The organism is Prochlorococcus sp. MIT2302, assembly GCF_059772385.1.
In genome coordinates this window covers 1,458,655-1,483,533 of the sequence record NZ_CM186285.1, presented here as the reverse complement: position 1 = coordinate 1,483,533, position 24,879 = coordinate 1,458,655, and the positions used below count along the sequence as shown (strand labels likewise).

Below are 24,879 nucleotides of genomic sequence, written 5' to 3'. Positions count from 1 at the left end.
AATCAATTCTATGGGTAATCTATCCAGAAACATTTACAATCTTGATTGAATTTGTTAAAAATTATCTAGTTAAACTAAAATCACTGTGTCATTATCAATCGCCGTCTCACCAATTTCACGAAGGTCCGAAAATTTTAGGCTATCTCAATCGAATAACAGAATACCTATAAAGTAAAGCTGCTTTACAAAACATATATTGCCACAACAGATAAAACCAATAACTACGTCCTCCAATCCAATACTCATACAATTTAATAACGAATGACTCCTGATCTGCCAATCATTCCTTCTTCAAAATCAAAAAAGAAAACGTTAATAGATAATAAAGTTCCTAAATGGGCTGTCTTTTCTCTGTGTTTTTTAGCGACTCTAATAGTCGTTAGCCTAATCAAAGCGTATCTTCCATTGCTTGTTTCTGCACTTGCGATGCTTTTTGTCTGGAGTCAAATCACCAAACCAGTAGCAGAGATAAAAACTAAAGCTACAAATGATGACAGTAACCAATTAAATCTATTCCATAGGCAATATAAAATTGGCAGAAAGTATTCTAAGGTCAAAAAAGTATTACATGAAAAAGAAGATCCAAAAGTTGCATAATTTAAATTGCGGTAAATAAAAAATTAAAGCATTTGATATGAGTAAGCTTAAAGCAATACTATTTATGAATCATCGATACTGTGCATGACCCACAAGAGTTATTGTTGATTATTTCAGACTGGCGATTGACAAGATATATAGACATGTGAGAATCGATTCATACATTCATATATGTAAGACTCTATGGTTACCCTTTTCTGTTTACTTTGCCTACAAATCATCATCATTACAGCTACAAGCATTTAATTAAATGAAAAATCTTGGGAAAGCACGTCTTGAACTAACCGAATCACAACTACTTACCATAAAAGATCGCATTAAAACCTGGAACACAAAAGAAAAAGTAATAGACATAATGAGATATAGATATGGTCGTCTGGAAGATCAAGCTGCATGAAAGGTTATTAATCAACTTAGGCTCACTATAGGTATCTTGTTTAAGGAAACTCTATGACAATTGAATGACTAAATAATTAAATCTCTTAGACCTAGATAACATATAAGTAAAACAGCAAATTAGTCGAAACCTACTTGCAATCATTGTCTATTTGAGTAAAGCTTAAGTTATCATTATCAACGCTAATGTCTTTTGAGTTATACATCTTAGTTATTCCATTCTGCGTTATTCCTATATTTCTAGTTTCACTCGATTACTTTAATAAAAGTGCTGAGCTCAAGCGTAGAAATTTGAATGTAATTGACTTTGATAAATTCCTAAAACGTAAAGAAGAAGGAGATGCTGTAGATCATGATATTGCTAAACTATTAGATATTGATACATATGCTGCATAAATTTTAATTATTATTTGATGCTTATAAGATTGAAAATATACAAAATCTTTATACACTCGTTTAACTACACTATAAAATCTTAACTAATACTAATACCTAATTGATTTTATTCACTAGTCTTTAAGCTCGGATCATTCAAACGATCTTAGAATCATATCTTAATCCTTCAATATCTTGTATGTACAGTTTTTATTCTTTGAATTATTTAGACAAGTTTAAACTGTGTTATAAAATCTATTCATTTACAAGTCGAGATGCAAAAACTAATGAGCAAAAATCAAGAAGAGTATCTAAAAAAATCCTTGATTGAATAGTTATGCAATTAAGAGATATTTTACCTTTTTAATAAGGGATAGTACTTGACCAAAGTATTAGGCTTATTGAAATTTATTCAAATCAGTTAAAAGTGAAAAACCAAACGAGTATCAATTGTTGCACGACAGTTTTCGACATTGCCATCTTGGCAATTAATTATACCTTGATTAGATCCTTGAAAATCCCTAAGCATGAACGTTGCAGTTAGTGGAGATTTGAAAGGACTCAAGCTAATGCCTACCCCAGCATATTGTCCAGCATATTCAGTAAAAAAAGAGACTTTTTTATTTAAAGCTATTCCAAAAGAAAATATTGGTTCATACTTACCTAAATTTATCCAATTTGTTTCAATTTCCTCCGCTGATTTATATCTTCCATTACCAAATCCTGCATTTAGATTCAGTAAAGAAGAAGATTCACTATTTAAATATTTGCCTAGATCCCAAGCTTTAGAATATAAAAATAAATACGATCTACCTAGATCAGCCTCTACAGTTTCTCCTACCTCAGGATGCTTATTGTTAGGCCCACCTTTCCCGTAAGGATTGTAGAGATTATTTCCAATTATTGAAAATCCCTGTGAAGAAGTTAAATTCGTTTTTAGTTGGAATCCAATAGCTTGACCAGCATTACTCCAAGTCCCATCTGAACGATTTCCTAAAAAGCTCTCCTGCTGAGAGTAGTTAAGACCTAATGAGAAATATTTTGTGTTAATAGGTGTAGCTTCAAAGAAAAATTGACCGTCAGCACAAGACTTCCAAAATTCGTCCCAAGTACAATCATCCTTTGCATCTCTATTAGTTGGATTGCCCAGCAACTGTCCAGTTACTGTATAGGTAAATGTTTTTGAATGTTTAAAGGATGAAGGTATCCAGAAACTCATTTCCGGATACAAATTTCCTTTATAAATTAAATTACGTGATGCAGATCTAAATTTATTTTCTAAAGTTATATCTTTGGAATATTCACTATTCTCTAATAGCTTGTTACTATCTTTATTAGAATTGTAGTCTCCACTTTTAAAGTCATTTTTCGTGTCAATCTTATCCCAAATTATCCTTTGTTGATATTTTCCTTCATTTGTTTCTAGTTTTTGCCATTGAGGGGAATCTGTTATTTTTAAATTTTCTAAAAATTTGCTATGTTGTCTCTTTTCTTCCCATTCTTCTGAGTTTAACTCTTGTATTGGGAAAAATTGAATAAATATAAATATAATAAATTTAATATGAAAAATTAAATTTATTATTGTTTTTAAATAATGCTTTTGCATTTCAAGCAGACTTGACAATCATAATGTAATAGATATTTTTTGTTTTTCAAGATAATAATTCTATTTTGATAATAAATTCAGATATAACTTTAAATTACTTAAATAGATTAGTATATTTCTTCAAATAATGAACAATCAATTACACTCAAGTCATAACTCAAAATCGAGAGTTATAAATATACAATAAATCTAAAATATCGAATAATCAAATAATATTTGATATTAATTAATTTATAAAATTAGAACATATTAGTAGCTGGCGCTATTTAACTAGAAGAAAATAATTTGGTTAAGGCACTTGAATATTTAAATCAATATTTCTTGACTCTTTTTAATTTAAAAAAACAACTGTTGTTGGTAAACGCCTCCTTTCCTGAGATATATATTAAGATAAAGTTTTCTATACTGGAATAGTTGAGTTAGTTAACAGAAGATATCCTATGACATCACAAAAGTGTATCTAAAGGGAAAAAGGACTATCCCAAAGTCAATCACTGGATAAATTAGATAAGAACTATGCAATGCACAATCATCAAACCGCAAAAGAATTAAGCAATAAGAACAATATGAAGATTGACACGAAGATAATTAGAAAGATGTCTCTTTGATCAATTCAAAGCATCAATTACTGAACAAAGAAATCATATAATTAATTGCTGAGTCTACCGAAAGGACAATTAACCAAATAGATATTCCAACAACAGTTAATTAATACTTGACAACACCTCCTTACCATTGCTAGTACAGATGTACTGCTACAAACACATGACTCCATCGTCCTCACCCTATGCCGTTTTTCGTGCATCAGATTGGAATTCAGTGGTAGCAGAACCTATTGGATTAAGGCAATGTCCTCGTATCGCACCCAAAAAGTTCTCTCCCAGAAGCGTTACAACCCAGCAGAGGATTGGGACTATCTCGAAGAAGACAATCTTAAACACACACGTTCAGCTAGCGTTTGCATGACATGTCAGCATTTCAATTATTGCTGCGACAGGCATTGCAGAACGATCCTTACTTATCATCTACACCAACGTCTTATACCTCATGGAGATCATCTAACTTCAAAATGTCAGTGTTGGATGCAGCGACTCGAGAGAAAGATTGGATGGTGTCCCGAGGCTGCTTGATTAAATGACAAAAGAACAGCTTGCTCTAAAGATTGCTAGGGAAATCTACATAGGGAAAGGAAAGCTAGAAAGCTTTCACGCCTTTCAATGTATTCGCAGTTATTTCTATGATCTTTCTATGGATGATCTTGAGGGTATTGCTGGACAGTATGGAATCAATATTTAGGCATCAATACATTTATCTCTGAAGGATAGGAATTAACAACTTCTTTCGATACTTTTCTAATTATTAATACTAATTGCCTAAGAATCATGTCCATTAGTACAACTAAAAAATCGAATGATGGTTCAGATATAGTTTTTTCACTAGAAGAATACAAAGGTATTGCTGACGATGAGTCAACTTCTCATGAGAAATATTCGAAAGTTGGACATTTATATCCAGAAAAAAACACTCCTCAATTTCAATGGTTTAAAGGTAGTAGAGATAGAGGATTAAATAGTGATATGGCTGCTTGAAAAGGTTTAGAGAATCCCAGAAACAATTAGCATCTGCCTTATCACCACACCTAAAGCACAAAAGAGTAGTAATCGACTAAAAAGATACAAAGGGAAGTTTTTCATTTAATTTTCAACTTCAAGAGATCTGAAAAATGGAGAGTATAGTCAAACAAAGCAGTTGAGGTTAAGACTGGGCTACCTTTTGAGATATTCAGGGTTAATTATGGTTAGGCAACAAAAAACCGCCCCGTTATGAACAAGGCGGTTTTTGAAGCTCAACAGAAACAAGATTTTAGTCAAATCATGGAAAGAGAAGATCCTGGATTTTGCAATCTATATAACGTTAGGAGAACCAGTTCTCTCCACATAAGCCTCTTCACCATGCTCAGAAATATCTAAGCCAGCATCTTCTTCAGTTTTATCAACTCTGTAATTAAAGCCTAATGATTTCAATAATAAAGCGATTAAAAAAGTTCCAAATGCGGCAATTCCATATGCAATTAAAACTGCTTGAAATTGTCCTAAAACCAACCCAATACGACCTTGCTCTGCAAGAACTAATCCAGCAGGATGAGATGAAATTAAATCTGCTTTAGCAAAAAAACCTGTAAGGATAGCCCCCACAGTTCCACCTACACCGTGGACAGCGAAGGTATCTAATGAGTCGTCAAAAGATAATTTAACTTTAACCTCAACTGAGATGTAGCATAGAGAAGATGTAATAGCACCAATCAACATTCCACTAGCTGGACTTACGAAGCCAGCTGCTGGCGTTATACCTACCAAGCCCGCAACAGCTCCAGTAGCCATTCCTACCGCAGTTGCTTTCCCATCTCTTAATGTTTCAATCAACGCCCAAGCTACCAATCCAGCTGCTGCTGAAACATGAGTAGTAGTAAATGGAAGTTCTGCACCGCCAACAGTCAGTTGACTTCCTCCATTAAACCCAAACCAGCCAAACCACAATAAACCTGTCCCTATGAGAATCTGAGTAATGTCGTGGGGAGGCTTGATACCTCCAGGCCAATTACTACGCGAACCTACTAATCCTGCTAGTACTAAAGCCGATACTCCTGAGCTGATGTGAACAACCGTTCCTCCAGCAAAATCCAAATCTTTGCCAAGTAACCCACCACCCCAAACCATGTGAGCAAGTGGTGCGTAAACAAATAAAATCCATATTGGTGTAAATAAACACCAAAAACGAAAACTAATTCTTTCCACTAATGCTCCTGAAATCAAAGCCGGAGTAATTATTGCGAACATACCTTGGAAAAGTGCAAAACTCAGTCCAGGTATTTGAAGACCCTCCCAATTGCTTGGAAGATTTTCAAAAAATGCATACGTTAATGGATTACCTATAAAAGCATTAGAGGCTCCTCCATACGAGAAAGCCAGGCTAAAACCTACTGTTGTCCACACAAGAGTAGCTATGCCCATCATGACAAAGCTCATTGCCATTGTGTTGAGCACATTTTTAGCTTGAGTAAAGCCTCCATAAAAAAAAGCCAAGCCTGGTGTCATCAACAGAACCAACGCCGATGATGTCAAAATCAAAGTATTGTCTGCAGCTGAGAAATTAGATTCAGTTGCATGTGCAGGAAAAAATGCAGCACTTATAAGCTGAACAGCAGGAACAGCAACTAGTGCAATTCCTAACCTTCCAATACGAGTTCGCAGCAAAATAAAAAAACGTACACTGTGATACATAATTGCTACTTATTTGATGCAAGAAAAGTTCACTACGAACATTTTCAGCATATGTGTATAAACCGATACTTTTTGATATCGATCACTTTTTAATCACCAAAACGATAATGCTTGCGAACTGCTATATGAACATCCCATCGACAGTCTATTACTGATGGGAAGATAACAAAGTCACCTGCTCCAAACTACTTTAGTTGATTGATGAAGCAGAAATTTTCTCTTCACAATCGGTATCTCCTGCTTCACAGACGGCTTCAGCTTTGTCTGAGTGTGAACCACAACCCATTGCCATCACCGGTGAAACACCAAGAACTGTGTGTAGAGTAGTTGCCGAAAAAAGAAGGTAAGGAATGAATCTTTTCATAGTCATATTTAGAATCTCATTAATGATCTATCAACTGATTCGCAACTGTGAGGTTTTCAATGTTCGGTTAACTACTTAAAGCTAATAGGAATAGAAACTATTTATAAATAAACGAGTTCCAATAAAAGTAACTTATAAAATAGGCGTTGCTGATTTTGGCATTCCTCGTATCTATAGAAAGGAACATGAGTCACTTCAAATTTACTGATGAACAATTTATCGAGATCAGAGAAATCTGGAGAGATATCAATTCTCAATGCAAATTGTTTCAAGAGCAAACTGGTTGTCCTGATAGCGAAATTGTCAAAATGATTGACTCTGCAAAGAGTTATTGGGAAAACAAGAGTTAAAAAAAACTATTTACGCACTCAGTTTTTTCCAGATCACCTCAGATTCTTTGATCAAGTCAATAGCCTCATCTCTACCTAGTGTCTTTTGTGCATCATTCATTAGCTGTATATATCTAAGCCTTAGTTCTTGTTTGTTCATGAGCTGCATTTGTATTTCATGCAGAGACTTTTCGCTAAGTGCAACATTGTGTTTATTAGGTGCGTGCGAAAAGTTCAAAGAAGCATTGTGGTGGCTCATTAGAATAAATCTGATTAACTTCTTAGCGAGAGAGGGAAGCTTCTATGCAGAACAATTTTCCTAACCTCTGGTTGGGTGTCAAAAAGGCGCTTTGCAAAACCTTTTTAAGCACATGCAGGTGATTAACTAACCTACGCAACTTATAAAATATTTTGGCTAGGTAACTGAACTATCGAGTTGGTTAACCAGTACGGTTTTCCTTATTAAAGGTTGGTACTTTAAGCGTTGCAGCTTGAAGCCCCTCAGGGTAGACATTGAGTGATGTAGTCCACTCACAAAATTCTTGGCTAACTGCATAACTATCTTCATACCTCTGCGACTCATCGAGGTAATTCACTCTCTGAGTAGCCCATGCAATGATGTGTCGCTGACTAATATCCATCAATAAATCGTATTCAAGCCAAGAAAGTACCGTGGTTATTACTTGTTAAATCAATATGAAAAGAACCCTCAAACGAAAGCTTTTTTGTTCCTAATGATTCACGACTAAATCAACTTTTAGAAAAAAATATGTGTAAAATTTTAGTTCACAATCTTGTTTAACTTTAGAGAGTGGAGACGATAAATCTAGTTTGGTTCAAAAAAGACTTAAGAACATACGACAATGAAGCACTTCATGAAGCGCTAAAAACTGAAAATGTAATACCAATTTTTGTTGTTGAGCCAGATCTCTGGAAACTTCCTGATCATTCTTCAAGACAATGGGAATTTGTACGAGAATGTTTAATTGATTTAAACAACTCATTAAGTGATATTGGTTTGAAATTAATTGTAAGAGTTGGGAATATTCAAGATGTAATTAAAGAGTTTATGAAAAGGTTTCATGTTAAAGGTATTTATAGTCATGAAGAAACCGGCAATGAATGGACATTTAAACGTGATCAAGATCTAAGGCGTTATATAAAAAACGAAAACATATTTTGGTATGAATACAGACAATTTGGTGTTTTTAGAGGTCTTAAAACACGCAAAAGTTGGTCTCAGAAATGGGAACAACATATGTCCCAGGAACTCATCAATGATCCCAGAAGAGTAAATTACTTTATTGATATTCCAAGTCATAATTTACCCTCATCTAAAAGTCTAAAGTTAAATTTAGATAAATGTAGTCATCGAATTCAAGGAGGAAGAAAGCAAGGTCTTCATAAACTGGATGAGTTCCTGAAATACAAAATAGATAATTATCAATATTCTCTATCAAGTCCTTTAAAAGCATTTGATGGATGTTCTCGGTTATCGCCTTACTTAACTTGGGGTTGTCTATCAATTAGAGAGGTAGTCCAGGCAATTAGAAAAACTAAGAAAAGAGGGTCCAGAGCAATTGACTCAAGATTACATTGGCATTGCCATTTTATTCAAAAGCTTGAATCAGAACCTGAATTAGAAAATCGTGAGTACCATCCACACATGAGTGGTATCAGGAAGTCAAATCAAATTTTTTTAAAAGCATGGAATCAAGGTCTAACCGGAATACCTTTTATAGATGCATGCATGAGATCTCTGAATAGTCATGGGTGGATTAATTTCCGAATGAGAGCAATGCTTATGTCATTTGCTAGCTACCAACTATGGCTTCCATGGCAAGAGAGTGGCTTATGCCTAGCACGCAAATTTATTGACTACGAGCCAGGAATTCACTGGACACAATGCCAAATGCAATCGGGTACGACATCTATTAATACGATTAGAATTTATAACCCAATTAAACAAGGATATGATCATGACCCAGAGGGAATATTTATTCGAACTTGGGTAAAAGAATTACAATACCTTCCAAGCAAATTCATCCATGAACCATGGGAAATTGATCTATTTCGTCAAAATGATTCATCATTCGTTCTTGGAAAAAATTATCCATTACCTATTATAGATCCAATTATAAGTACAAAGACAGCACGAGCAAAGCTAAAAGAGATACGAAATAAACCAGACTTCTTTGACATCGCTAAAAATATCCTCGAAAAACATGGCTCAAGAAAAAGGAGAAAGTCAGAGTTAAAAAAGAACCAAAACAATCCCAAGGGACATAATCAATTAACCCTCAGGCTTTAAAATTACAGAACAGATGAGTCCACTGAGATCCTTGCTAAAGGTAGAAAGATCAAGCCAGCAGATTAAAGTCTTAGATTGATTGGATCCAATTAGGTTCACAATCGTCAACTATGTAAGTGCCATATTAGACATTCCTAGGAATCCAAATTTCTGAATTATACTTTCTAGATTATCTAGTAACCGTCTGCTAATTTTGTGTAGTGGTAAAAAATTGTTTCTTAAGTTATTTATGTGGTATCAGCTACTAAACGATTATGGATTTAACAAGATTTTATTCTTTGAACTTTCTTGGGCGATTGTTGCTAAGTGCAGTTTTTATAAATGCAATACCGGGTAAAATAACAAACTTTGCTGCTCAAGCTGAATACATAACAAACAGAGGTTTTCCCGAGCCAGTGTCAATGATAATGATGGTAGGTGCAATAGCTTTACTTCTTGGTGGTACTGTCCTTTTCATCTTCACCGAACGGATCAAACTCGCTTGTTCACTACTTTTAGTTTTCTTGGTGCCAGCCACAATAATTTTTCATTTGATACCATTTCAACTTGCAGCAGTCGCACGAAACCTATCTTTTATTGGAGGATTATTAGTTGCTATGGAAAAATCCAAATAACTAATATCGATTAACTATTCAAAATCTTATGGGCTGACTTGAGTCAGTCCTTTTTTTCATGAAAAAACTCCACTTAATTATTATATGTTTTTGGTTCTTTCAGCCCATCATCGCTAAAGCTAAGCCTATAAAAAGGATTAGCGACTTTGAAGGAGGCTTCAAAGATGTTGAGAGAATCACTTTTGAATGTCCCGTCAACAATGAAAGAAATATACAAAGAACTAATGACGAATTGGACGATCAACAAGCAAAAGAACAATGTTGGGTTGATTTTCACCCAACTTATTTGAATGTTATGAACAAACAGGTGATCAATAAAAAAGATGTCATTAGTTTTTGGCAATCACCCCCTCAATCAGGCAAGTGTTGTGCAAGTTGGAATTTAATTTATAAGGATGTTGAAGGAAAGAATAAAATCTTATCTATGAGAAAAAAAGAATTTCCATTCCCACTCACAAAGAGAAAATTAAAAATACTTGGAACTCCATCAAACGTCATCAATCGATGGCTAGCTCAATAATCAAAGCAAAAAATCAATACATTAGAGGAAAGTTCGGATTCGATAAGGATCGAAAAGGTTCACGCTTGTAAATTTAATTTTCTAAGATTTAAAACCAACAACTATATGAGCTTTCAAGTAGAACTAAAAATATGACTCACTACTATGGATATTCACATTCAACTTCCTCATCTACATCCACGGAAACGCAAGCTCAAAGCAACAACTCTAACATCCAAACTAAAATTGTAACTGTACAAGCTAAAAGTTCATCTCACCCATATTTTGGTCAAGGATCATCCAAGGGATATTTTATTGATGGAAAAGAATCCCCTTCATTAATTCTTAGACAGAATATTGTTTATAGATTCGATCAATCGGACAGCAGTAACACTAATCATCGAATCTTATTTTTTACTGATGCAAACAGAATAAATTCTTACCAAAAAAACATTTCTGAAGTTGGTATTGCTGGTTCAACGGGTGCATATACAGAAATCACTTTAGACAGTGAGACACCAGTAGTAATTTTCTACCAATGTCAAAATCATCCTTTAATGGGTAGCAATATAAAATCGTCAACTGCAGGTAATGACTCACTCACTAGTAGTTCAAACAATGAACTATTTGATGGAGGAGCAGGGACCGATACCGTTATTTTCACCGGAAAATTTTCTAATTATTCTTTCACACGCACCTCAACCTCCGTAGACCTAGATGATCAAAGAGCAAGTAGTAATGATGGAACTGATACTCTTTCAAATATTGAATACATTCAGTTCTCAGATCAAACCGTAGAAGAATCAAAAGTAGATATTGTTAAAACCTATAGCGGTTACTTTAGTGACTACAAGTTCTACAACAAAGGTAATGGTGTCTATCAAATAAAAACAGACTCTGGTTATGACGACATCACAGGTCTTCCACTATTGACCTTTACAGGGGAAGCAACAACAAGTTCCTTTAGAGACGTTAGTGCCATCGTTGATATCAAAGGAACATTTGATCAAGTTACGGGTTTAAATACAGACTCAGGACGTATGTTCCGTTTATATAACGCATCGTTTAAGCGATTACCTGATGCTGATGGATTGAAGTATTGGATTAATCAGTTCAGTTCTGGAGCAAACTCCATTAGAGTCGTTGCATCATCATTTCTAGGTTCAGCTGAATTTGCTGAGCGATATGGAGATAACGTTTCTGATTCCACCTATGTGAATACTCTCTATAAAAATGTCCTAGGGAGAGATGCTGATACAGGAGGCTTAAACTATTGGTTAGGACAGTTAAATAGCGGAGCAGAAACTAGATATGAAGTTCTATTAGGGTTTGCTGAATCAGCTGAAAACAAAGCTCTCTTCACTGAAATGACTGGGTTTGCTTAACCAATGAAAAAACTTTTACTACTAGCTCTAACCACAACATTCCTCCTCCCTAGCCAATCACTTTGGTGCAGGAGGAGTCTTTGAATTAGATCTGGGCGATAGCGAGATACCTTTGACACCTAAGCAAAAAAGAGAACAAAAGCTTTTAGATGAGCGGTTGAAGAAGAAACAAAGATAGCTTTCCTAAGTAAATGAATAGCAGGTCACTTAAAAAAAAAATTATCATAGCGCGATCGGGGAGTAGATATTGTAAAAATCGCTTTGATTATTAACAGCTGATTTATATAAACAAACGAACGAAGATAAAACTGATCTGCGCTGTAGACCAAACACCCTTTGAAGTACTCATACAAAACCATTTCACTGCAAACGAAGAGAATTGAGGGTGTCCAACTTGCTTGGAGAAATGGAAAAAAGAAATTTTTCCGAAGCTAGTTAGTGACAAAACAACGATTGGGACAAAAGAAAAAATATTTGAAGAAGCCAAAAAATATCCATCTAAAAGTGTGTATGCCAACAAAGCCAATGGAGCATATAAGAGAGCAAGAGATGGAGGTTTCCTTGACGAAGCCTGTGCTCATATGCCAGAGAGAAATGGTTTTCGTCATACCTTAGACACTCTTAAACAGTTAGCTAAAAAATTCGAAACCCGTAGTGAGTTTGCGAGAGCAAATTCATGGGCGTATATGAGAGCATCTGAGATGGGTCTCTTCAAATCAAGTCAAAGCAACAAATCCTCGCCAAAAAAGATCTTATGTTTAATGGCTGAATCCATTGAAAAACAATTAATTAAAACTTGACAACACCTCCTTACCATTGCTAGTACAGATGTACTGCTACAAACACATGACTCCATCGTCCTCACCCTATGCCGTTTTTCGTGCATCAGATTGGAATTCAGTGGTAGCAGAACCTATTGGATTAAGGCAATGTCCTCGTATCGCACCCAAAAAGTTCTCTCCCAGAAGCGTTACAACCCAGCAGAGGATTGGGACTATCTCGAAGAAGACAATCTTAAACACACACGTTCAGCTAGCGTTTGCATGACATGTCAGCATTTCAATTATTGCTGCGACAGGCATTGCAGAACGATCCTTACTTATCATCTACACCAACGTCTTATACCTCATGGAGATCATCTAACTTCAAAATGTCAGTGTTGGATGCAGCGACTCGAGAGAAAGATTGGATGGTGTCCCGAGGCTGCTTGATTAAATGACAAAAGAACAGCTTGCTCTAAAGATTGCTAGGGAAATCTACATAGGGAAAGGAAAGCTAGAAAGCTTTCACGCCTTTCAATGTATTCGCAGTTATTTCTATGATCTTTCTATGGATGATCTTGAGGGTATTGCTGGACAGTATGGAATCAATATTTAAAAAGTTCAAAGAATCCCAGAGACAACCAACATCTGCCTTATGACCACGCCAACGATACAGAAAAGAATTACTCGGCTTAAGACATAAAAAGGGAGATTATTCATCTAACTTCTCAACAGATAAATCAATCACCAAAACGATAATGCTTGCGGACCGCCTTATGAACATCCCATCTACAGTCCATCCCAGCTGGGAAAACGACTAAGTCCCCTGCACCAAATTTCACAGGTTCTCCTCCATCAGGAGTAACTGTGACTTCACCCTCAAGCAATAAACAAGTCTCTTTGTCGTCATAAGTCCAATCAAAAGAGCTTGTTTCACAAGTCCAGATTGGCCAGGTTTTAATTCCTAGCTCCTCAACGGTACTCTCAGGACAAGGAGAGGTAATTGATATAGACAAGAGATAAAAACATAGTGGACTTCTTTTTTAGCTACTAATCGAAACAGTTGTCTAATAACTACTCGAATTTTTGAAGCCATAGCAACGAAACATAAAAAATGATAAGTTTTTTTAATCTATGCTTGCTGTCTTATAACTCATTCGTTTTATTGGCATAGAACAATGCATTAGTTAATGGATTCAGCTAATCAAATCCAAGCCCTCGTTGAAGAAGTAGAAAAGAACCCAGAATACAAAATTAACGAACAAGAAGCTAAGGGCTTCCTGTCAGAGATTAAGCGACTCACAAAAGAAGATAAAACAAATATGCCTCCTTTGGTTGTGATAATAATGGCTTATATCAACATGCTTTTTCCAGAATTAGATGAAGTGAAGATCTGAGGGAAAAATAAAAAATAAAATAAATTTCTCTTCACTATTAACGTATAAGCCAGGACTCTATTTACCCCTCATACCCCTCATATTGACTTGGTATAGCTTCCGTCATACGTATATCACCATGCGTTTATCAGCTGGCGTTCCTCTTCCAACAGTTGCAGCCAATACAGATACGAGCGGAATATATCCAAGAGCATTACTTCCATTATAAAGCTGATGAGTCTACGGAGATCCTTGGTAAAGGCAGGAAAATCAAGCCAGCAGAAGAAAGTTTGAGATGGATTGGTTCAAGCTAGATTCACAATCACTAAGCTTTAGGTTCCCACTGAGGCTCAACCCAATTCTTTTTTCTTGGCCAAGGACATTTTTTTATTCGTGCACCCCAAAATAAATTCGCCTCTGATCTCATAATTAATAAATTATCAGGATGCTCTTTACCTCCACGACTTAAAGGAAGTAGGTGATCGACATGTAATTCAATACCTAAATCTTTCGAGAGTCTCTTTGCTTTTATTCGTACTTTCTTACAGTCAAAACCCTCTTTAGAAGTTAATGGAGAACCATTAATTTCCTTTCTTCTGCGAACACCATGATGCTGCGAGTTAGCGCGCCTCTCCAATGTGTATTCATTCTCTCTCCCATAAAGCCTTTTATACCTTTCCCTATTTCTTCTTCTTGCATTTTCTCTAAATTTTTCATCCCCTACTTGCCAAGGAGTACCTCCCATACGTTCTTTCTTACGAAGATATTCTTTACGATGAAGTTCAGTATTACCTCTCCTCGCTGCATTTTTTCTTTGCTTATACGCAGGAAGAGAATTCTTGAATTTGTTTTTACAAGTCTTGGAGCAATACCTACTTGATTCCCATCTCTGAGTTCCAGATTGGAAAAAAGGGATATAAGACTCTTTGCAGCAAGCGCATATTTTCCCCTGATATAACTTTTGAGTAAGTGTCTCTTCTTTCCTTCTAGCTTTCTCAGCTTCAGTTCTTACATATCTCGATCTACCTGTGTCATCGGTAATTCGAATGAAGCGTTTAATGCTGTTCTTACTTTTCATTGCCAGCACCCAGAAATAACAACAGCAGTTAGTGACTTAAGGCATGCAGCAATTGCACCTTCAGAGACACGAGAATAAGCAGCTACACACTCAGGAATATCCATCGTGAAGACATGATCTAAAACTGCAAAGCTGATTCCTCCTTTGAACCGAATCACTGGATTAATTGATGGATTCAAATTTGCTGAAGACAAAGGAATTAAAAATACGTGGCTCTTAGATCCTGCAATTACTAAGCATGGTCTTCTTTTTCCAGGTCCCATTTCTTCTACTTCGTGATAAATCACGTCGCCAGTAGAGAGGGGAGCGGAAAACAATTGATCAGAATTCATAATTGTCTGGTCTGACTAGACAAATAATATATAGCATTGTATGGTCAGACCTGACAACTTTAAAATTATTTAACAATGGGTTTAATTCCTCAAAAAGATGTATCATCAATTTCAGTGTCTGAGGTGACTGGACAATTGGCCAGAATTCAATCTCAAGCAGATGGCGATGCTGCTGTTGCACTACTCGATGACTATGATCGTTTGCTTCTGAATTCTGCAATCAATTATTATTCAAAAGAAAAAGGTATTTCCATCTCAGAAATTGCAAAGGAATTAGGTGTTGGTAGAACTTATTTATATAACCTATTAGATTCAAATCAAATAGAATTAAATAGACTAAGAATTATTCAGAACTATTTGGGAATCAATATTCTCTCAGAAGATGTTATTGAGCTCTATTTAAGAGATTTAAAAGAAAAGCTATTCGGAAAAACATATGATTTGGACTGGCCAAGTAAATGCTGTTTCATCAAAGTAGACCAATATTATTTATTACGATTCCTTTTACCAGCCATGAAGAGCCAAGTGAAAACTTGGGAATATTATATTTCTCTCTCTGATGAAAGTGATAAATCAATTTTTGGTAATGTCGCAAGCCACGACAATTATAAATTTACATGCATGATTGAATATGTTGAAGATTTAAAATTAGATTTAGACGATGCAGAAATTAAATTTGATGAAAATTTAAAAAGCGATTATTTGTATATTCCTATTGATCCACTCCCCTCTTTTTGGGCTGATATTGAAGAGGAAATAGATGAAGACATCTTTATTCACTGCGATGAGCTCGCTAGAGATTTTAAAAAGGATTTAGAAAAAGCATCAAGCAAGAAAGAGAAAGATGACATACATCAATGCATTTCTTTCTGGGAGAAGGATATGAGAAATGCTTTAGATAAATGCCATAAAGAATTTAATAAACAACTGGATGAAGAATACGAAAAAATCAACAAAGCTCAAAAGAAAGCAATTACATATATGTCTACTAATCAGCGATTAGAAAAAAAGCAATCTCATTGGCCATTGGAGCTATTGGATTTTGCAGAGAACCTTGAAGAAAATACGATCCCCAAGAAAGAGAAAAAGACTAAATAAAAATGCCAACAAACAAGCTGAACTCGGAACAGCGATTTATTAGGAATCTCCTTATTGGATTTTTTTCAGCACTATTTATTGTCTTTATAATAGCGATGATTGCGCTCTTCCAGATACTAACTACTTATCCAAGCGCTTCTGATCTGCCAACAGTCACCATACAAAACTGCTACGACGGGGATACTTGCACAAGTACAGAAGGAGAAAAGATCCGCCTTGCTTGTATTGATACACCTGAATTAAGAGGGAAGAAATCTGACCCCATACCTGCAAAAGCAGCAAGAGATTATCTAAATGATCTTGTTGCTGGATCAACAGTCACAATCAGGCGGATTACTGAAGATCGATATGGAAGAACAATCGCTGAATTATCGAAAGGTCCTATGAATATTCAAGAAGACTTAGTTGAAAAAGGCTTGGCGAGTATCTATGAAAGGTATTCAAGTCAGTGTGAGTGGAACAAGCAATAACAATGAAACTCATAAATACTGCGATTGCTTTAGGAGCTGGTGCTGCCACTGCTACTGGTTTATCTTTGCTGAAAGTAAATAAAGACCTTGTTATTGGATCAACTGCTGTAGTTGTCGGTGTAGGATTAATGATTTCTTTAAAAGACAAGAATGATATAAATTTAAAAGCAAGAAACTATGAATATTTTTTCAATAGAGCACAAGATAAATTTGAACTTGCAGATTATGAAGAGGCAATAATCGATTACAACAAAGCATTAGAACTTTCACCTACTGAGATTTGTCTTGTCTACTCAATGCGTGGAAATGCAAAACGTAATTTAGGTGATTTTGATGGCGCAATCTCTGATCAAAATAAGGCATTAGATTTTGATCCTTTATATGCCGATGGATATTTCAATAGAGGTATTGCCAAGTTTAAAAATGGCGATTTTGATGGTGCAATTCAAGACTATTCACAAGTTATAAAAATCAACCCAAAAGATTCAGATGCATTTTTTAATCGTGCCAATGTAAAAAAAGAAATTAAAGATATGAAAGGTGCGTGCGAAGACTGGAGAAAGGCAGCTGATCTTGGAGATGATGATGCTACAAAATTCTTAAGGGAGCATTGCGAATGAATCTATTCCTTGCAGTGTTCATCCCAATAGCAATCTTGGGATTCCTCTATCTCTTCATCATTGAGAACAATGGTCTTCCAGATTGGATGGCAAGAGCATCCCGAAATAGCAGTTCGATTTGGACCTATGGAATTATCACAATCACATCTCTCTCAATCATTAAATTCCTAGCGTCTCGTTGAGATAAGGCTCAACTTGCTTAACATTTAAAGTTAGTCATATCAGGGGTAGATAGCAATTGCAACTTTTAACGACGAAACAGCTGTGTCTCAAGCTGGAATCATGTCATATATCGCAATGAGAACTGAAGGATCTGAGAGCTAGAACTAGCTCTCTAGTTATTAATAAAGCTCATACAATTCAATGAAATCAGGACGCCTGATAGGCATCTTTTTCGCTCTATACCCCTTGGGAGTTATTCAAGTTCTTGGAGCTACAGCTGCCATTGGAGCTGCAGGAGCCTTAATTGCAAGTCCAACTTACGCAAAAAGTGTTGATAAATTTATAAACAGTGCATGGTCTAAATATCAATCAGGAGACATTAAAGGAGCAATGGTTGATTATCAAAAAGCTATAGATATAAATCCGAGAAGCCATGCTGCTTATTTTTATAGAGGGAATATAAAGGTAGATCTTAATAATAATTAAGGAGCAATATTAGATATAACTAATGCTATTAAAATCAATAAATTTCAACCAGTTTATTATGGTCGTAGAGCAGATGCATATATGGGAATTGGAGATTCTGAGTCAGCCTTAAATGATTTAAATAAATCTATAAATTTAGATAGAAGAAGACCTTCTACCTTCTATTCTTTATCTCGTGTCCACGCAATGATGAAAGATCTCGATAAAGCAACTAGTGCTATCGATTAATCTTTAAATCTAGATGCTAAAAATGAAAAAGCTTGGGCTTTAAGAGCGAATTTAAGAATTCAAAAGTTTGAACAAACTGAAGAGGAAGAAAACTTGGAATCTGCATTACAAGATTCAAATAAATCTATAGAGATAAAGGCTACGGCTGATGGCTATGTTCAAAGAGGGTTAGCTTATTTATATGCAGGCGATTAAGAACAAGGATGTGCTGATATTGATCAAGCCAATTCTCTTGGTCATCCAACTATCAAACAATCTTTAGCTCATATTTGTTCTTAAATATTGTCACTAGATGATCCGCTTCTTTTTCATAGCTATAGCAACTGCACTTCTCCTCCCCACCCCATTACAATCAGACACAAATCACTAGAGATGGCTCTCTTCAAATCAAGTCAAAGCATCAAATCCTGAACACAAAAGATCCTATTATTACAAAGGAATGATTATGACAAATGCCTGCTTGTTTAAAAGATCAAAGGATCAATAAAAAAACATAACTGTGTTAACAAAGCCTGAAGCAATACCAGAAGTTAATGAAGAATTGGCTGGTTAAAGCATGATGAAGAAATTAGGTTGAGAAAGATAATCTATTTGCTTATGAGTGACATAAGAGATTCTTATAACTAGCTTTTGAAGACAAAAGGTTCCTATCGTCACCATTAATACAGTTTCCATCTCAACTTTGTTAGATTCTTACCCACAAATTTTTTTTAATATGACTTTAAAACTTACCGATAGATACGCTTCCACATTATTAAAGATGGAAGAGGCTGTTGGCAGAAATGAGTATTTGGATTTAGCAAAAGAGGCCAATCTTTTATGGCATCAAATGGAGAGCAAGAACACCTTCCAAGAAATAATTAAGGAACTTGAACAATGGGGCGCTAAAAATTTACGAAACAGAAACGAATGACCAGGAGTTTACAGTTCAACTTCAATTCGAGACTCCGCTGCTTATTCTCTAGAGAAACTTTTTATTGATTCTTTTTTCTAAAGCCTTTACTTGATGCTTGGATCTCAATTGTTTATATGTGCTAGCTCTTCAGCTATGTGGACAAGCATTTGTCTTGCAGCCTTTACAAGCTCGAAGACATACCTATGAGTCTGCTTCATAGAAGAATCCATGGTCGAAGCAGGAAATCTATATGAATAGTTAATAGGGAATAATAACCATTTATTTATGTAAAAATTTAATTTGAGTATTAGTGACCAGAGCCAACCTTTTATCCTATGCGATTAGGTCTCAGACATTTCTGGCAAAAAATTCTAAGAGTAATACCTTGTATAAAAGAAAACTCGCTCTTAATCTCACTTTGTTTTTCTTTAGATTTTTAACGAGCTTCTGGGAAATCTTCATAACGCCTCCCTTGTAGGTTTGTTTCAACGGTATGAAAAATGCATCGCAAGCCATCATTGCCTATTGAACATGCGGTGTAAATTCGAGCTATTGCCTCCTTGCCTACGACAATGAAACGTGTAGGGAAAGGATCTCTAACGGACATAACTTGCACCTCCTTTAGGGTGACTGAAATTACCATCAAAATTCTTTTAGTTGATTAATTAACAAAGAAAGGTTAAGTACCTAGGTAATAGCTACAGCACTAAGGCCAAAATCAATTCTTAGCAATTACACAGAGAAAGCAATAAAAAAAGGGGCTAATTGCCCCCTCATGATCGTCTCTCATCCGCTGACCATATTTACTAAGCAGAGACTTTTTTTTGCTGCTTGTGCATGGAATGGAAATATTCATCACGAGATATATTCTAAATACATTGAAAAGTCATCCCTGAGTAATCTTTTTATTGAGCATAAGTTTGGGGGAGGGGAGGACAGAACTTCTTTCAATCTTCGTATCGATAGCAGCAATATTTTATTTCCGATTTCAATTATGGGAACATGATGATCAAGAACAAAAGTTTTAACAATTTCACTGCTAAGACAAAGTTCAACTATCATTAATTTAAATTATCACACCATAAATTTTCATAAGTTTTATTCACAAGATAGCATGAATAATTACTTAGGCTTTTATTCTCATTCACAGGTTAAATGATTAAATGGGTACTTTACATTTAGTATTAAATAATTATTTTTTGAAACTTTAATGCTAGCTTCGTTGACCATTAAGAGGTGCAAGTTATGACTATTAGAGATTCATTTTCCAAACAAGATGTTGTCATCGAAAGAGATGCTATTGATGATTATTTTGAATGCATTACTGCATGCTCAATAGACAATGAAGGGATGCAATGTATAACACAATGTGTTGAAGTTCATCTTAAAAATGAGTTAGATCAATGATTACCAAAAATCCTCTTTTAATATCTTCTTAAGGTGGAACAATTACCATTTTGAAAGGAGATTCTGGGAAAAAAATTTATCACTCATGCTCTAGAAATAATTGCATCTACTCAGGAGACTTACATACAGCAAAATCATCCTTAGACAATCTTAAGGGTGGCAAACAATATCCTGCTAAAAACAAACTGAGAATATTCAAAGAAATAGTTTACGAATATCGAACATCTATAAGAGAACCTGCTTTTCAGGGGAGGCACTCTTCTCCTTATCTTGAGCAAGCAGTTACTGCCAAAATTAAGTCTTAAACCTAATCAATTGTTTTTGTTTTCCTTCTTTTTTATTTAGCCGTTCTCAAGAAACTCGACAATTTCTTTTTGTTAAGTGAATTGCGAGTTCATTTCCTTGTCAGACATCTTTTTCGCTTTCTACTTTCTCTGCAAGTTCTCTAAGCATCTTTGCAATTACATCTTTTGACCAACTAAACTCTTCTTTCATACCATCGACACAGTCCATGACTGATTCCCAAGCCGCTTCATATTCTTCAGGATTTACTTTTGTCATGTTCCTAATTTAGGAATTTTTTTTATTAAACCTTCAAATTCTATTTAAAGGAACTCCAATCAAAATAAAAAAATGAATTGAGTTTTAAAGATGTTGCATTATGAGCCGTTAGTTTATGAGTAATTACTTGTGTGGTCTCCACATAGATTTTCACATTCATTTGAAGTAGACATGAATTAAGGATATTTAGGAGGTTTTACTATGACCCGCGGAAATCCCTTCAACCATATGCTCAAAAATATTTTGATTGAGATGGTTGATTCTCCTACTCTATGGATAAACATAGACGAAAAAGAAATGGATTGTCTCACTTATGGATTTTGCTCTAAGCCAGAATCATTTCCTCGGCCTAGACGAGTAATTCTTTAGGGTTTTTGTCCTATAGATTTTTTGAATTAAGAGGAGTAGATATAAATCAAGCACTATTAGGAGGTCAAACCATGTCATGCGGTAATCCTTTTAAACATGCAATCGAAGACGTAAAGGAAACATTCTCAAAATCTTGTGGAGTTCCTATGCAAGGGAACGATTGGTGCGATCTGGTTTCGAATTATGAAACTGATTTTGATGAGGTCGATTACGAGAATGAATGTTTGCAGTTTGGCAACTGCTCAATGGACTACTAAAAAACATTGAACTCACAGGAGGTCTAATCATGCATGCAACTCGTAGTTTCAGAACTAATGGTTCTAATACTCTTTCATCGATCTTTCTTTGGTTTTCTGTCCTTTTAATCTCACTTGGAACACTTCCACACCTTGTTCCTTATTACTTTCAGTTGAAATATTGAGGTAAAACAATGATTCTCGATCTTCTCAAACTCATTCTCAGAAAACACAAAGATTATTGGGTTGTTGGTTAAACAGGAGTTTTTTCTCATGTTCACCTGATCTGGATTTGTTATTAATGAATTAGGAGTCACAGCACCTCCTGTGGGTCAAAGTTAAATAAAGGATGGAAATCTAGTTCAGCAAGGGGAGTGCTTGACTCAAAGGGGGCGACCAAAATCTCGCCCCCTTCTTCATGGCTTTTTTTCTTTAAATTTGTAAAAAGCGAACTTGCCAATACTTAGTTCTTCGTACTAAGTAGGTATGAAATGTTTATCCATTATCTGCTATGAGATTTGCAGTCACAATGGTTAATTCAAAAGGAAAGACACACGAAGAGACCGTCATTGCCAACAATAAACAAGAGGCAATGTGGCAAGCACAGGATTGCAATCCATTCTCAAAAATTATTGAAGCCAATTGGGTTTACAAGTAAGAGAATTTCTTACGGGAAATCTTCTTCGCATTTTGAATAGCAGTTGTTATGGCTTCCGTCATATGTATATCATCATGCGTCTTAAAGCAGGTGTACCTGTCCCTGTGATCGCTGCTAACACAGACACAAGCATGAAATATATCCAAGAGCATTACTTCCATTACAGAGCTGATGAGTCGACAGAGATCCTTGGTAAAGGTAGAAACATTCGTCCTGCAGAAGAAAATTTGAGATGGATCGGATCTGTTTGAGCGCTTCACTCTCATCAATTACTTGTTCATGAGATCCATTACCCTAACTACGTTTTGAGCGATCCCATCCCTATAAAGGAGAAGACAGAAAGCGCGCGCTCAACACCCCCTGTCATACCAACAGATTTTTTAACCACCACTCTATAAAGGAGAAAGATAGATATTTCGATCCCTCATGTATAAGGGGGAAGATAGATTTTTGACCCGTCCCGTATAAGGGGGGAGGAAAGACAACTAAGACAACAATTACCTCTACTGATGTCCCCTTAATGGACATCCTGTGAGTACTTTCTTTTATCTCTCCCTACTACCTATTAACTCTTCAATCATGATGATCTCTTTCGTCCCTGAATGACGATCTGGATCATCCCTATTGATACTTACCTAACAACTACAAATGAAAGAGAAGAAGAAACAACAACCTACTACCTCAAAGAAATCAAGTCACAACACTCTTGATTGGGTAGAGAAGCAGTTGAGAGATATCAGAGCATTTGATATGGGTGTATCCATCCAGCAAGAAAGTGAGAATAAAAGTTCTAGTCGAGATATATAATCTAGAAGATTAGTATTTTTAGTTTCCTAGATCAACAAAGAGCAATTCAATGATTTGATGGATTGAATCAACAAATGAGTGATACATCTACACCAATAATCACTTCGAATAACATGTCATTAGGGACATGGGAAGACAAAACAGAAGCTTGGGGGAATGGAGTCATTACGCTTAACACTTGGAAATCAAGCTTAGATACCAAAATATATGGATGGGCAACTAGAGCAGGATTTAATATTAACTACGAAGGCGGAAACTATATTGAATGGGGGAAAGTATATCTTGATTCAAACCAAGATGGTATTTTTCAAATTGAAACGGATGAGTTGATTGTCCATTTTTACAAAGCTGCCCATGCAAATACAAGTACAGGAACTTGGAGCAGAGATGTCAATTTAGATGGAGGTTATGTATACGATCTCAATTCAAAATTATTAGGGATATATGAAGTTATTGTCCCCTTAAAATTTGATGTGACTGCAAATAATGATGAACTAGTAGGCACGGCAATAAATGATGATATTCAAAGCCTTGCAGGAAATGATTTTATAAATTCAAGACCAGGAAATGACACGATTACTGGTGGAGAAGGGAATGACACCATCGACGGTGGATCTGGTTCAGACACTTCTATTTATTCTGGAAAGTTTTCTGATTATTCCTTTACAAGAGAAAGCAATTCTTTAAAAATTGCCGATCAAAGAACAGGTGCTAATGATGGGACAGATACTCTCTCTAATATTGAATACATTCAATTCACCGATCAAACCGTAGAGGAATCCAAAGTAGATATTGTTAAAACCTATAGCGGTGAGTTTAGTGATTACAAGTTCTACAACAAAGGCAATGGTGTCTATCAAATTAAAACCAACTCTGGGTATGACGACATCACAGGACTTCCCTTATTAACCTTTACTGGAGAAGCATCAACAAGTTCCTTTAGAAACGTTAGCGCCATTATTGATATAAAAGGTACGTTTGATCAAGTCACTGGTTTAGAAACTGATGATGCAAAAATGTTCCGTCTCTATAACGCTGCCTTTAAGCGTCTTCCTGATGCTGATGGATTGAAGTATTGGATTGAAAAATATAGTTCTGGGGAAAATGATGAACGAGCAGTAGCATCTTCATTCTTAGTTTCTGCAGAGTTCAAGCAACGTTATGGAGAAAATGTCTCTGACACTATTTATCTCAACAATCTCTATCAAAATGTTCTGGGAAGATTACCTGATACAAGTGGACTGAACTATTGGTTAGGTCAACTCAGTAGTGGCGATGAAACACGGTATGAAGTTCTCTTAGGTTTTTCTGAATCAGATGAGAATAAAACTCTCTTTACTGAAATGACTGGTTTCGTATAACCAATGAAATACTTTTTATTACTCGCTTTAACCACTACTCTTCTCCTCCCCACCCCATCACAATCGGAGACCAATTACTTTGGTGCAGAAGGAGTTTTTCAATTAGATCTAGGCAATAGTGAGATACCTTTAACACCGAAACAAGAGGGGCAACAAAATCTTTTATAAGAACAGTTGAAGTAAAAAGAATCATTACTGAGGTTAGTTTACTGTTTAC

The 24,879-nt window shown here is 35.5% G+C and carries 42 protein-coding genes; 31 read left to right on the top strand and 11 right to left on the bottom strand.

Going from position 1 to position 24,879, the window contains the following annotated elements; all coding sequences use genetic code 11:
- Positions 1-261: 261 nt before the first annotated feature.
- From AC6EI2_RS08540 to AC6EI2_RS08530, 3 genes are all read left to right on the top strand, one after another.
- Entirely contained in the window at positions 262-597 is a 336-nt protein-coding gene (locus tag AC6EI2_RS08540; protein ID WP_498461922.1) for a hypothetical protein, read from the top strand.
- Between the two features lie 250 nt (positions 598-847).
- A complete protein-coding gene (locus AC6EI2_RS08535; RefSeq protein ID WP_498461921.1) occupies positions 848-994 on the top strand; it encodes a hypothetical protein in 147 nt (48 codons plus the stop codon).
- Positions 995-1,179: 185 nt separating this feature from the next.
- On the top strand, positions 1,180-1,389 hold the full coding sequence (locus tag AC6EI2_RS08530) for a hypothetical protein (protein WP_498461920.1): 210 nt from the start codon (positions 1,180-1,182) through the stop codon (positions 1,387-1,389).
- Between the two features lie 400 nt (positions 1,390-1,789).
- On the opposite strand, the gene AC6EI2_RS08525 is transcribed toward AC6EI2_RS08530, so the two are convergent.
- A complete protein-coding gene (locus AC6EI2_RS08525; RefSeq protein ID WP_498461919.1) occupies positions 1,790-2,974 on the bottom strand; it encodes a hypothetical protein in 1,185 nt (394 codons plus the stop codon).
- A gap of 848 nt (positions 2,975-3,822) precedes the next feature.
- On the opposite strand from AC6EI2_RS08525, the gene AC6EI2_RS08520 reads away from it, so the two are divergent.
- From AC6EI2_RS08520 to AC6EI2_RS08510, 3 genes are all read left to right on the top strand, one after another.
- Positions 3,823-4,104 carry a galactose oxidase gene (locus AC6EI2_RS08520; RefSeq protein ID WP_498461907.1) on the top strand — a complete coding sequence of 94 codons (282 nt, stop codon included), beginning with the start codon at positions 3,823-3,825 and terminating at the stop codon, positions 4,102-4,104.
- 4 nt (positions 4,105-4,108) lie between these two features.
- Positions 4,109-4,270: a hypothetical protein gene (locus AC6EI2_RS08515; protein ID WP_498461906.1), complete on the top strand. Its 162-nt coding sequence runs from the start codon at positions 4,109-4,111 to the stop codon at positions 4,268-4,270.
- A gap of 86 nt (positions 4,271-4,356) precedes the next feature.
- A complete protein-coding gene (locus tag AC6EI2_RS08510; protein WP_498461918.1) occupies positions 4,357-4,563 on the top strand; it encodes a hypothetical protein in 207 nt (68 codons plus the stop codon).
- Positions 4,564-4,878: 315 nt separating this feature from the next.
- Here AC6EI2_RS08510 and AC6EI2_RS08505 read toward each other — a convergent pair whose 3' ends face one another.
- From AC6EI2_RS08505 to AC6EI2_RS08495, 3 genes are all read right to left on the bottom strand, one after another.
- The gene (locus AC6EI2_RS08505) at positions 4,879-6,255 is read right to left on the bottom strand and encodes an ammonium transporter (RefSeq protein ID WP_498461917.1); all 1,377 of its coding nucleotides are present in this window, start codon (positions 6,253-6,255) and stop codon (positions 4,879-4,881) included.
- Positions 6,256-6,344: 89 nt separating this feature from the next.
- Complete coding sequence (locus tag AC6EI2_RS08500) at positions 6,345-6,404, bottom strand: hypothetical protein (RefSeq protein ID WP_498463475.1); 60 nt, start codon at positions 6,402-6,404, stop codon at positions 6,345-6,347.
- Positions 6,405-6,445: 41 nt separating this feature from the next.
- A complete protein-coding gene (locus tag AC6EI2_RS08495) occupies positions 6,446-6,619 on the bottom strand; it encodes a hypothetical protein (RefSeq protein WP_498461916.1) in 174 nt (57 codons plus the stop codon).
- A 185-nt stretch (positions 6,620-6,804) separates the two neighbouring features.
- Between AC6EI2_RS08495 and AC6EI2_RS08490 the strand changes: the two genes are divergently transcribed.
- Positions 6,805-6,969, top strand: coding sequence for a hypothetical protein (locus AC6EI2_RS08490; RefSeq protein WP_498461915.1), 165 nt, complete (start codon positions 6,805-6,807; stop codon positions 6,967-6,969).
- A gap of 10 nt (positions 6,970-6,979) precedes the next feature.
- Here the strand turns inward: AC6EI2_RS08490 and AC6EI2_RS08485 are convergent, their stop codons facing one another.
- Together AC6EI2_RS08485 and AC6EI2_RS08480 are read right to left on the bottom strand one after the other, a co-directional pair.
- Positions 6,980-7,207, bottom strand: a complete 228-nt coding sequence (locus tag AC6EI2_RS08485) for a hypothetical protein (RefSeq protein ID WP_498461914.1) — start codon at positions 7,205-7,207, stop codon at positions 6,980-6,982.
- Positions 7,208-7,388: 181 nt separating this feature from the next.
- On the bottom strand, positions 7,389-7,589 hold the full coding sequence (locus tag AC6EI2_RS08480) for a DUF8673 family protein (RefSeq protein ID WP_498461913.1): 201 nt from the start codon (positions 7,587-7,589) through the stop codon (positions 7,389-7,391).
- Between the two features lie 170 nt (positions 7,590-7,759).
- Between AC6EI2_RS08480 and AC6EI2_RS08475 the strand changes: the two genes are divergently transcribed.
- From AC6EI2_RS08475 to AC6EI2_RS08445, 7 genes are all read left to right on the top strand, one after another.
- Positions 7,760-9,259, top strand: coding sequence for an FAD-binding domain-containing protein (locus AC6EI2_RS08475; protein WP_498461912.1), 1,500 nt, complete (start codon positions 7,760-7,762; stop codon positions 9,257-9,259).
- A 254-nt stretch (positions 9,260-9,513) separates the two neighbouring features.
- Entirely contained in the window at positions 9,514-9,873 is a 360-nt protein-coding gene (locus AC6EI2_RS08470) for a DoxX family protein (protein ID WP_498461911.1), read from the top strand.
- Positions 9,874-9,931: 58 nt separating this feature from the next.
- Positions 9,932-10,393 carry a hypothetical protein gene (locus AC6EI2_RS08465; protein ID WP_498461910.1) on the top strand — a complete coding sequence of 154 codons (462 nt, stop codon included), beginning with the start codon at positions 9,932-9,934 and terminating at the stop codon, positions 10,391-10,393.
- Positions 10,394-10,524: 131 nt separating this feature from the next.
- Entirely contained in the window at positions 10,525-11,757 is a 1,233-nt protein-coding gene (locus tag AC6EI2_RS08460; protein WP_498461909.1) for a DUF4214 domain-containing protein, read from the top strand.
- Positions 11,758-12,155: 398 nt separating this feature from the next.
- Positions 12,156-12,557 (top strand): hypothetical protein, encoded by a 402-nt coding sequence (locus AC6EI2_RS08455; protein WP_498461908.1) that lies wholly within the window; start codon positions 12,156-12,158, stop codon positions 12,555-12,557.
- Positions 12,558-12,686: 129 nt separating this feature from the next.
- The gene (locus AC6EI2_RS08450; protein WP_498461907.1) at positions 12,687-12,968 is read left to right on the top strand and encodes a galactose oxidase; all 282 of its coding nucleotides are present in this window, start codon (positions 12,687-12,689) and stop codon (positions 12,966-12,968) included.
- Positions 12,969-12,972: 4 nt separating this feature from the next.
- On the top strand, positions 12,973-13,134 hold the full coding sequence (locus AC6EI2_RS08445) for a hypothetical protein (RefSeq protein ID WP_498461906.1): 162 nt from the start codon (positions 12,973-12,975) through the stop codon (positions 13,132-13,134).
- Positions 13,135-13,258: 124 nt separating this feature from the next.
- On the opposite strand, the gene AC6EI2_RS08440 is transcribed toward AC6EI2_RS08445, so the two are convergent.
- Positions 13,259-13,534 (bottom strand): cupin domain-containing protein, encoded by a 276-nt coding sequence (locus AC6EI2_RS08440; RefSeq protein WP_498461905.1) that lies wholly within the window; start codon positions 13,532-13,534, stop codon positions 13,259-13,261.
- 174 nt (positions 13,535-13,708) lie between these two features.
- On the opposite strand from AC6EI2_RS08440, the gene AC6EI2_RS08435 reads away from it, so the two are divergent.
- On the top strand, positions 13,709-13,915 hold the full coding sequence (locus tag AC6EI2_RS08435) for a hypothetical protein (protein WP_498461904.1): 207 nt from the start codon (positions 13,709-13,711) through the stop codon (positions 13,913-13,915).
- Positions 13,916-14,219: 304 nt separating this feature from the next.
- Here the strand turns inward: AC6EI2_RS08435 and AC6EI2_RS08430 are convergent, their stop codons facing one another.
- Together AC6EI2_RS08430 and AC6EI2_RS08425 are read right to left on the bottom strand one after the other, a co-directional pair.
- Positions 14,220-14,972 carry a hypothetical protein gene (locus tag AC6EI2_RS08430; RefSeq protein WP_498461903.1) on the bottom strand — a complete coding sequence of 251 codons (753 nt, stop codon included), beginning with the start codon at positions 14,970-14,972 and terminating at the stop codon, positions 14,220-14,222.
- Positions 14,969-15,304, bottom strand: a complete 336-nt coding sequence (locus AC6EI2_RS08425) for a hypothetical protein (RefSeq protein WP_498461902.1) — start codon at positions 15,302-15,304, stop codon at positions 14,969-14,971. Before AC6EI2_RS08425 ends, AC6EI2_RS08430 begins: the two co-directional genes overlap by 4 nt.
- A 75-nt stretch (positions 15,305-15,379) precedes the next feature.
- On the opposite strand from AC6EI2_RS08425, the gene AC6EI2_RS08420 reads away from it, so the two are divergent.
- The 7 genes from AC6EI2_RS08420 to AC6EI2_RS08390 all read left to right on the top strand — a co-directional run bounded on the left by AC6EI2_RS08420 (position 15,380) and on the right by AC6EI2_RS08390 (position 19,281).
- Entirely contained in the window at positions 15,380-16,402 is a 1,023-nt protein-coding gene (locus tag AC6EI2_RS08420; RefSeq protein ID WP_498461901.1) for a hypothetical protein, read from the top strand.
- Between the two features lie 95 nt (positions 16,403-16,497).
- Positions 16,498-16,872 carry a thermonuclease family protein gene (locus AC6EI2_RS08415; protein WP_498461900.1) on the top strand — a complete coding sequence of 125 codons (375 nt, stop codon included), beginning with the start codon at positions 16,498-16,500 and terminating at the stop codon, positions 16,870-16,872.
- A gap of 2 nt (positions 16,873-16,874) precedes the next feature.
- Positions 16,875-17,492, top strand: a complete 618-nt coding sequence (locus tag AC6EI2_RS08410; RefSeq protein WP_498461899.1) for a tetratricopeptide repeat protein — start codon at positions 16,875-16,877, stop codon at positions 17,490-17,492.
- On the top strand, positions 17,489-17,674 hold the full coding sequence (locus tag AC6EI2_RS08405; RefSeq protein ID WP_498461898.1) for a hypothetical protein: 186 nt from the start codon (positions 17,489-17,491) through the stop codon (positions 17,672-17,674). The genes AC6EI2_RS08410 and AC6EI2_RS08405 overlap by 4 nt, the downstream gene beginning before the upstream one ends.
- Positions 17,675-17,855: 181 nt before the next feature.
- Positions 17,856-18,140, top strand: coding sequence for a tetratricopeptide repeat protein (locus tag AC6EI2_RS08400; RefSeq protein ID WP_498461897.1), 285 nt, complete (start codon positions 17,856-17,858; stop codon positions 18,138-18,140).
- 81 nt (positions 18,141-18,221) lie between these two features.
- Positions 18,222-18,368 (top strand): hypothetical protein, encoded by a 147-nt coding sequence (locus tag AC6EI2_RS08395; RefSeq protein ID WP_498461896.1) that lies wholly within the window; start codon positions 18,222-18,224, stop codon positions 18,366-18,368.
- Between the two features lie 715 nt (positions 18,369-19,083).
- Positions 19,084-19,281, top strand: a complete 198-nt coding sequence (locus AC6EI2_RS08390) for a hypothetical protein (protein WP_498461895.1) — start codon at positions 19,084-19,086, stop codon at positions 19,279-19,281.
- 418 nt (positions 19,282-19,699) lie between these two features.
- Here the strand turns inward: AC6EI2_RS08390 and AC6EI2_RS08385 are convergent, their stop codons facing one another.
- On the bottom strand, positions 19,700-19,909 hold the full coding sequence (locus AC6EI2_RS08385) for a hypothetical protein (protein WP_498461894.1): 210 nt from the start codon (positions 19,907-19,909) through the stop codon (positions 19,700-19,702).
- Positions 19,910-20,508: 599 nt separating this feature from the next.
- Here AC6EI2_RS08385 and AC6EI2_RS08380 point away from each other — a divergent pair.
- Positions 20,509-20,670: a DUF8642 family protein gene (locus AC6EI2_RS08380; protein WP_498461893.1), complete on the top strand. Its 162-nt coding sequence runs from the start codon at positions 20,509-20,511 to the stop codon at positions 20,668-20,670.
- Positions 20,671-20,720: 50 nt separating this feature from the next.
- Positions 20,721-20,975 (top strand): hypothetical protein, encoded by a 255-nt coding sequence (locus AC6EI2_RS08375; RefSeq protein WP_498461892.1) that lies wholly within the window; start codon positions 20,721-20,723, stop codon positions 20,973-20,975.
- Positions 20,976-21,075: 100 nt separating this feature from the next.
- Here the strand turns inward: AC6EI2_RS08375 and AC6EI2_RS08370 are convergent, their stop codons facing one another.
- Positions 21,076-21,231, bottom strand: a complete 156-nt coding sequence (locus tag AC6EI2_RS08370; RefSeq protein ID WP_498461891.1) for a hypothetical protein — start codon at positions 21,229-21,231, stop codon at positions 21,076-21,078.
- A 201-nt stretch (positions 21,232-21,432) separates the two neighbouring features.
- Between AC6EI2_RS08370 and AC6EI2_RS08365 the strand changes: the two genes are divergently transcribed.
- The 7 genes from AC6EI2_RS08365 to AC6EI2_RS08335 all read left to right on the top strand — a co-directional run bounded on the left by AC6EI2_RS08365 (position 21,433) and on the right by AC6EI2_RS08335 (position 24,830).
- Positions 21,433-21,600, top strand: a complete 168-nt coding sequence (locus AC6EI2_RS08365; protein WP_498461890.1) for a hypothetical protein — start codon at positions 21,433-21,435, stop codon at positions 21,598-21,600.
- A 5-nt stretch (positions 21,601-21,605) separates the two neighbouring features.
- Entirely contained in the window at positions 21,606-21,857 is a 252-nt protein-coding gene (locus AC6EI2_RS08360) for a hypothetical protein (RefSeq protein ID WP_498461790.1), read from the top strand.
- Positions 21,858-22,347: 490 nt separating this feature from the next.
- On the top strand, positions 22,348-22,494 hold the full coding sequence (locus tag AC6EI2_RS08355; protein WP_413684268.1) for a hypothetical protein: 147 nt from the start codon (positions 22,348-22,350) through the stop codon (positions 22,492-22,494).
- Positions 22,479-22,745 (top strand): hypothetical protein, encoded by a 267-nt coding sequence (locus AC6EI2_RS08350; RefSeq protein WP_498461889.1) that lies wholly within the window; start codon positions 22,479-22,481, stop codon positions 22,743-22,745. The genes AC6EI2_RS08355 and AC6EI2_RS08350 overlap by 16 nt, the downstream gene beginning before the upstream one ends.
- Before the next feature lie 397 nt (positions 22,746-23,142).
- Entirely contained in the window at positions 23,143-23,301 is a 159-nt protein-coding gene (locus AC6EI2_RS08345; RefSeq protein ID WP_498461888.1) for a hypothetical protein, read from the top strand.
- 74 nt (positions 23,302-23,375) lie between these two features.
- Positions 23,376-24,662, top strand: a complete 1,287-nt coding sequence (locus tag AC6EI2_RS08340; RefSeq protein ID WP_498461887.1) for a DUF4214 domain-containing protein — start codon at positions 23,376-23,378, stop codon at positions 24,660-24,662.
- A gap of 3 nt (positions 24,663-24,665) precedes the next feature.
- On the top strand, positions 24,666-24,830 hold the full coding sequence (locus tag AC6EI2_RS08335; protein WP_498461886.1) for a hypothetical protein: 165 nt from the start codon (positions 24,666-24,668) through the stop codon (positions 24,828-24,830).
- Positions 24,831-24,879 lie beyond the last annotated feature (49 nt).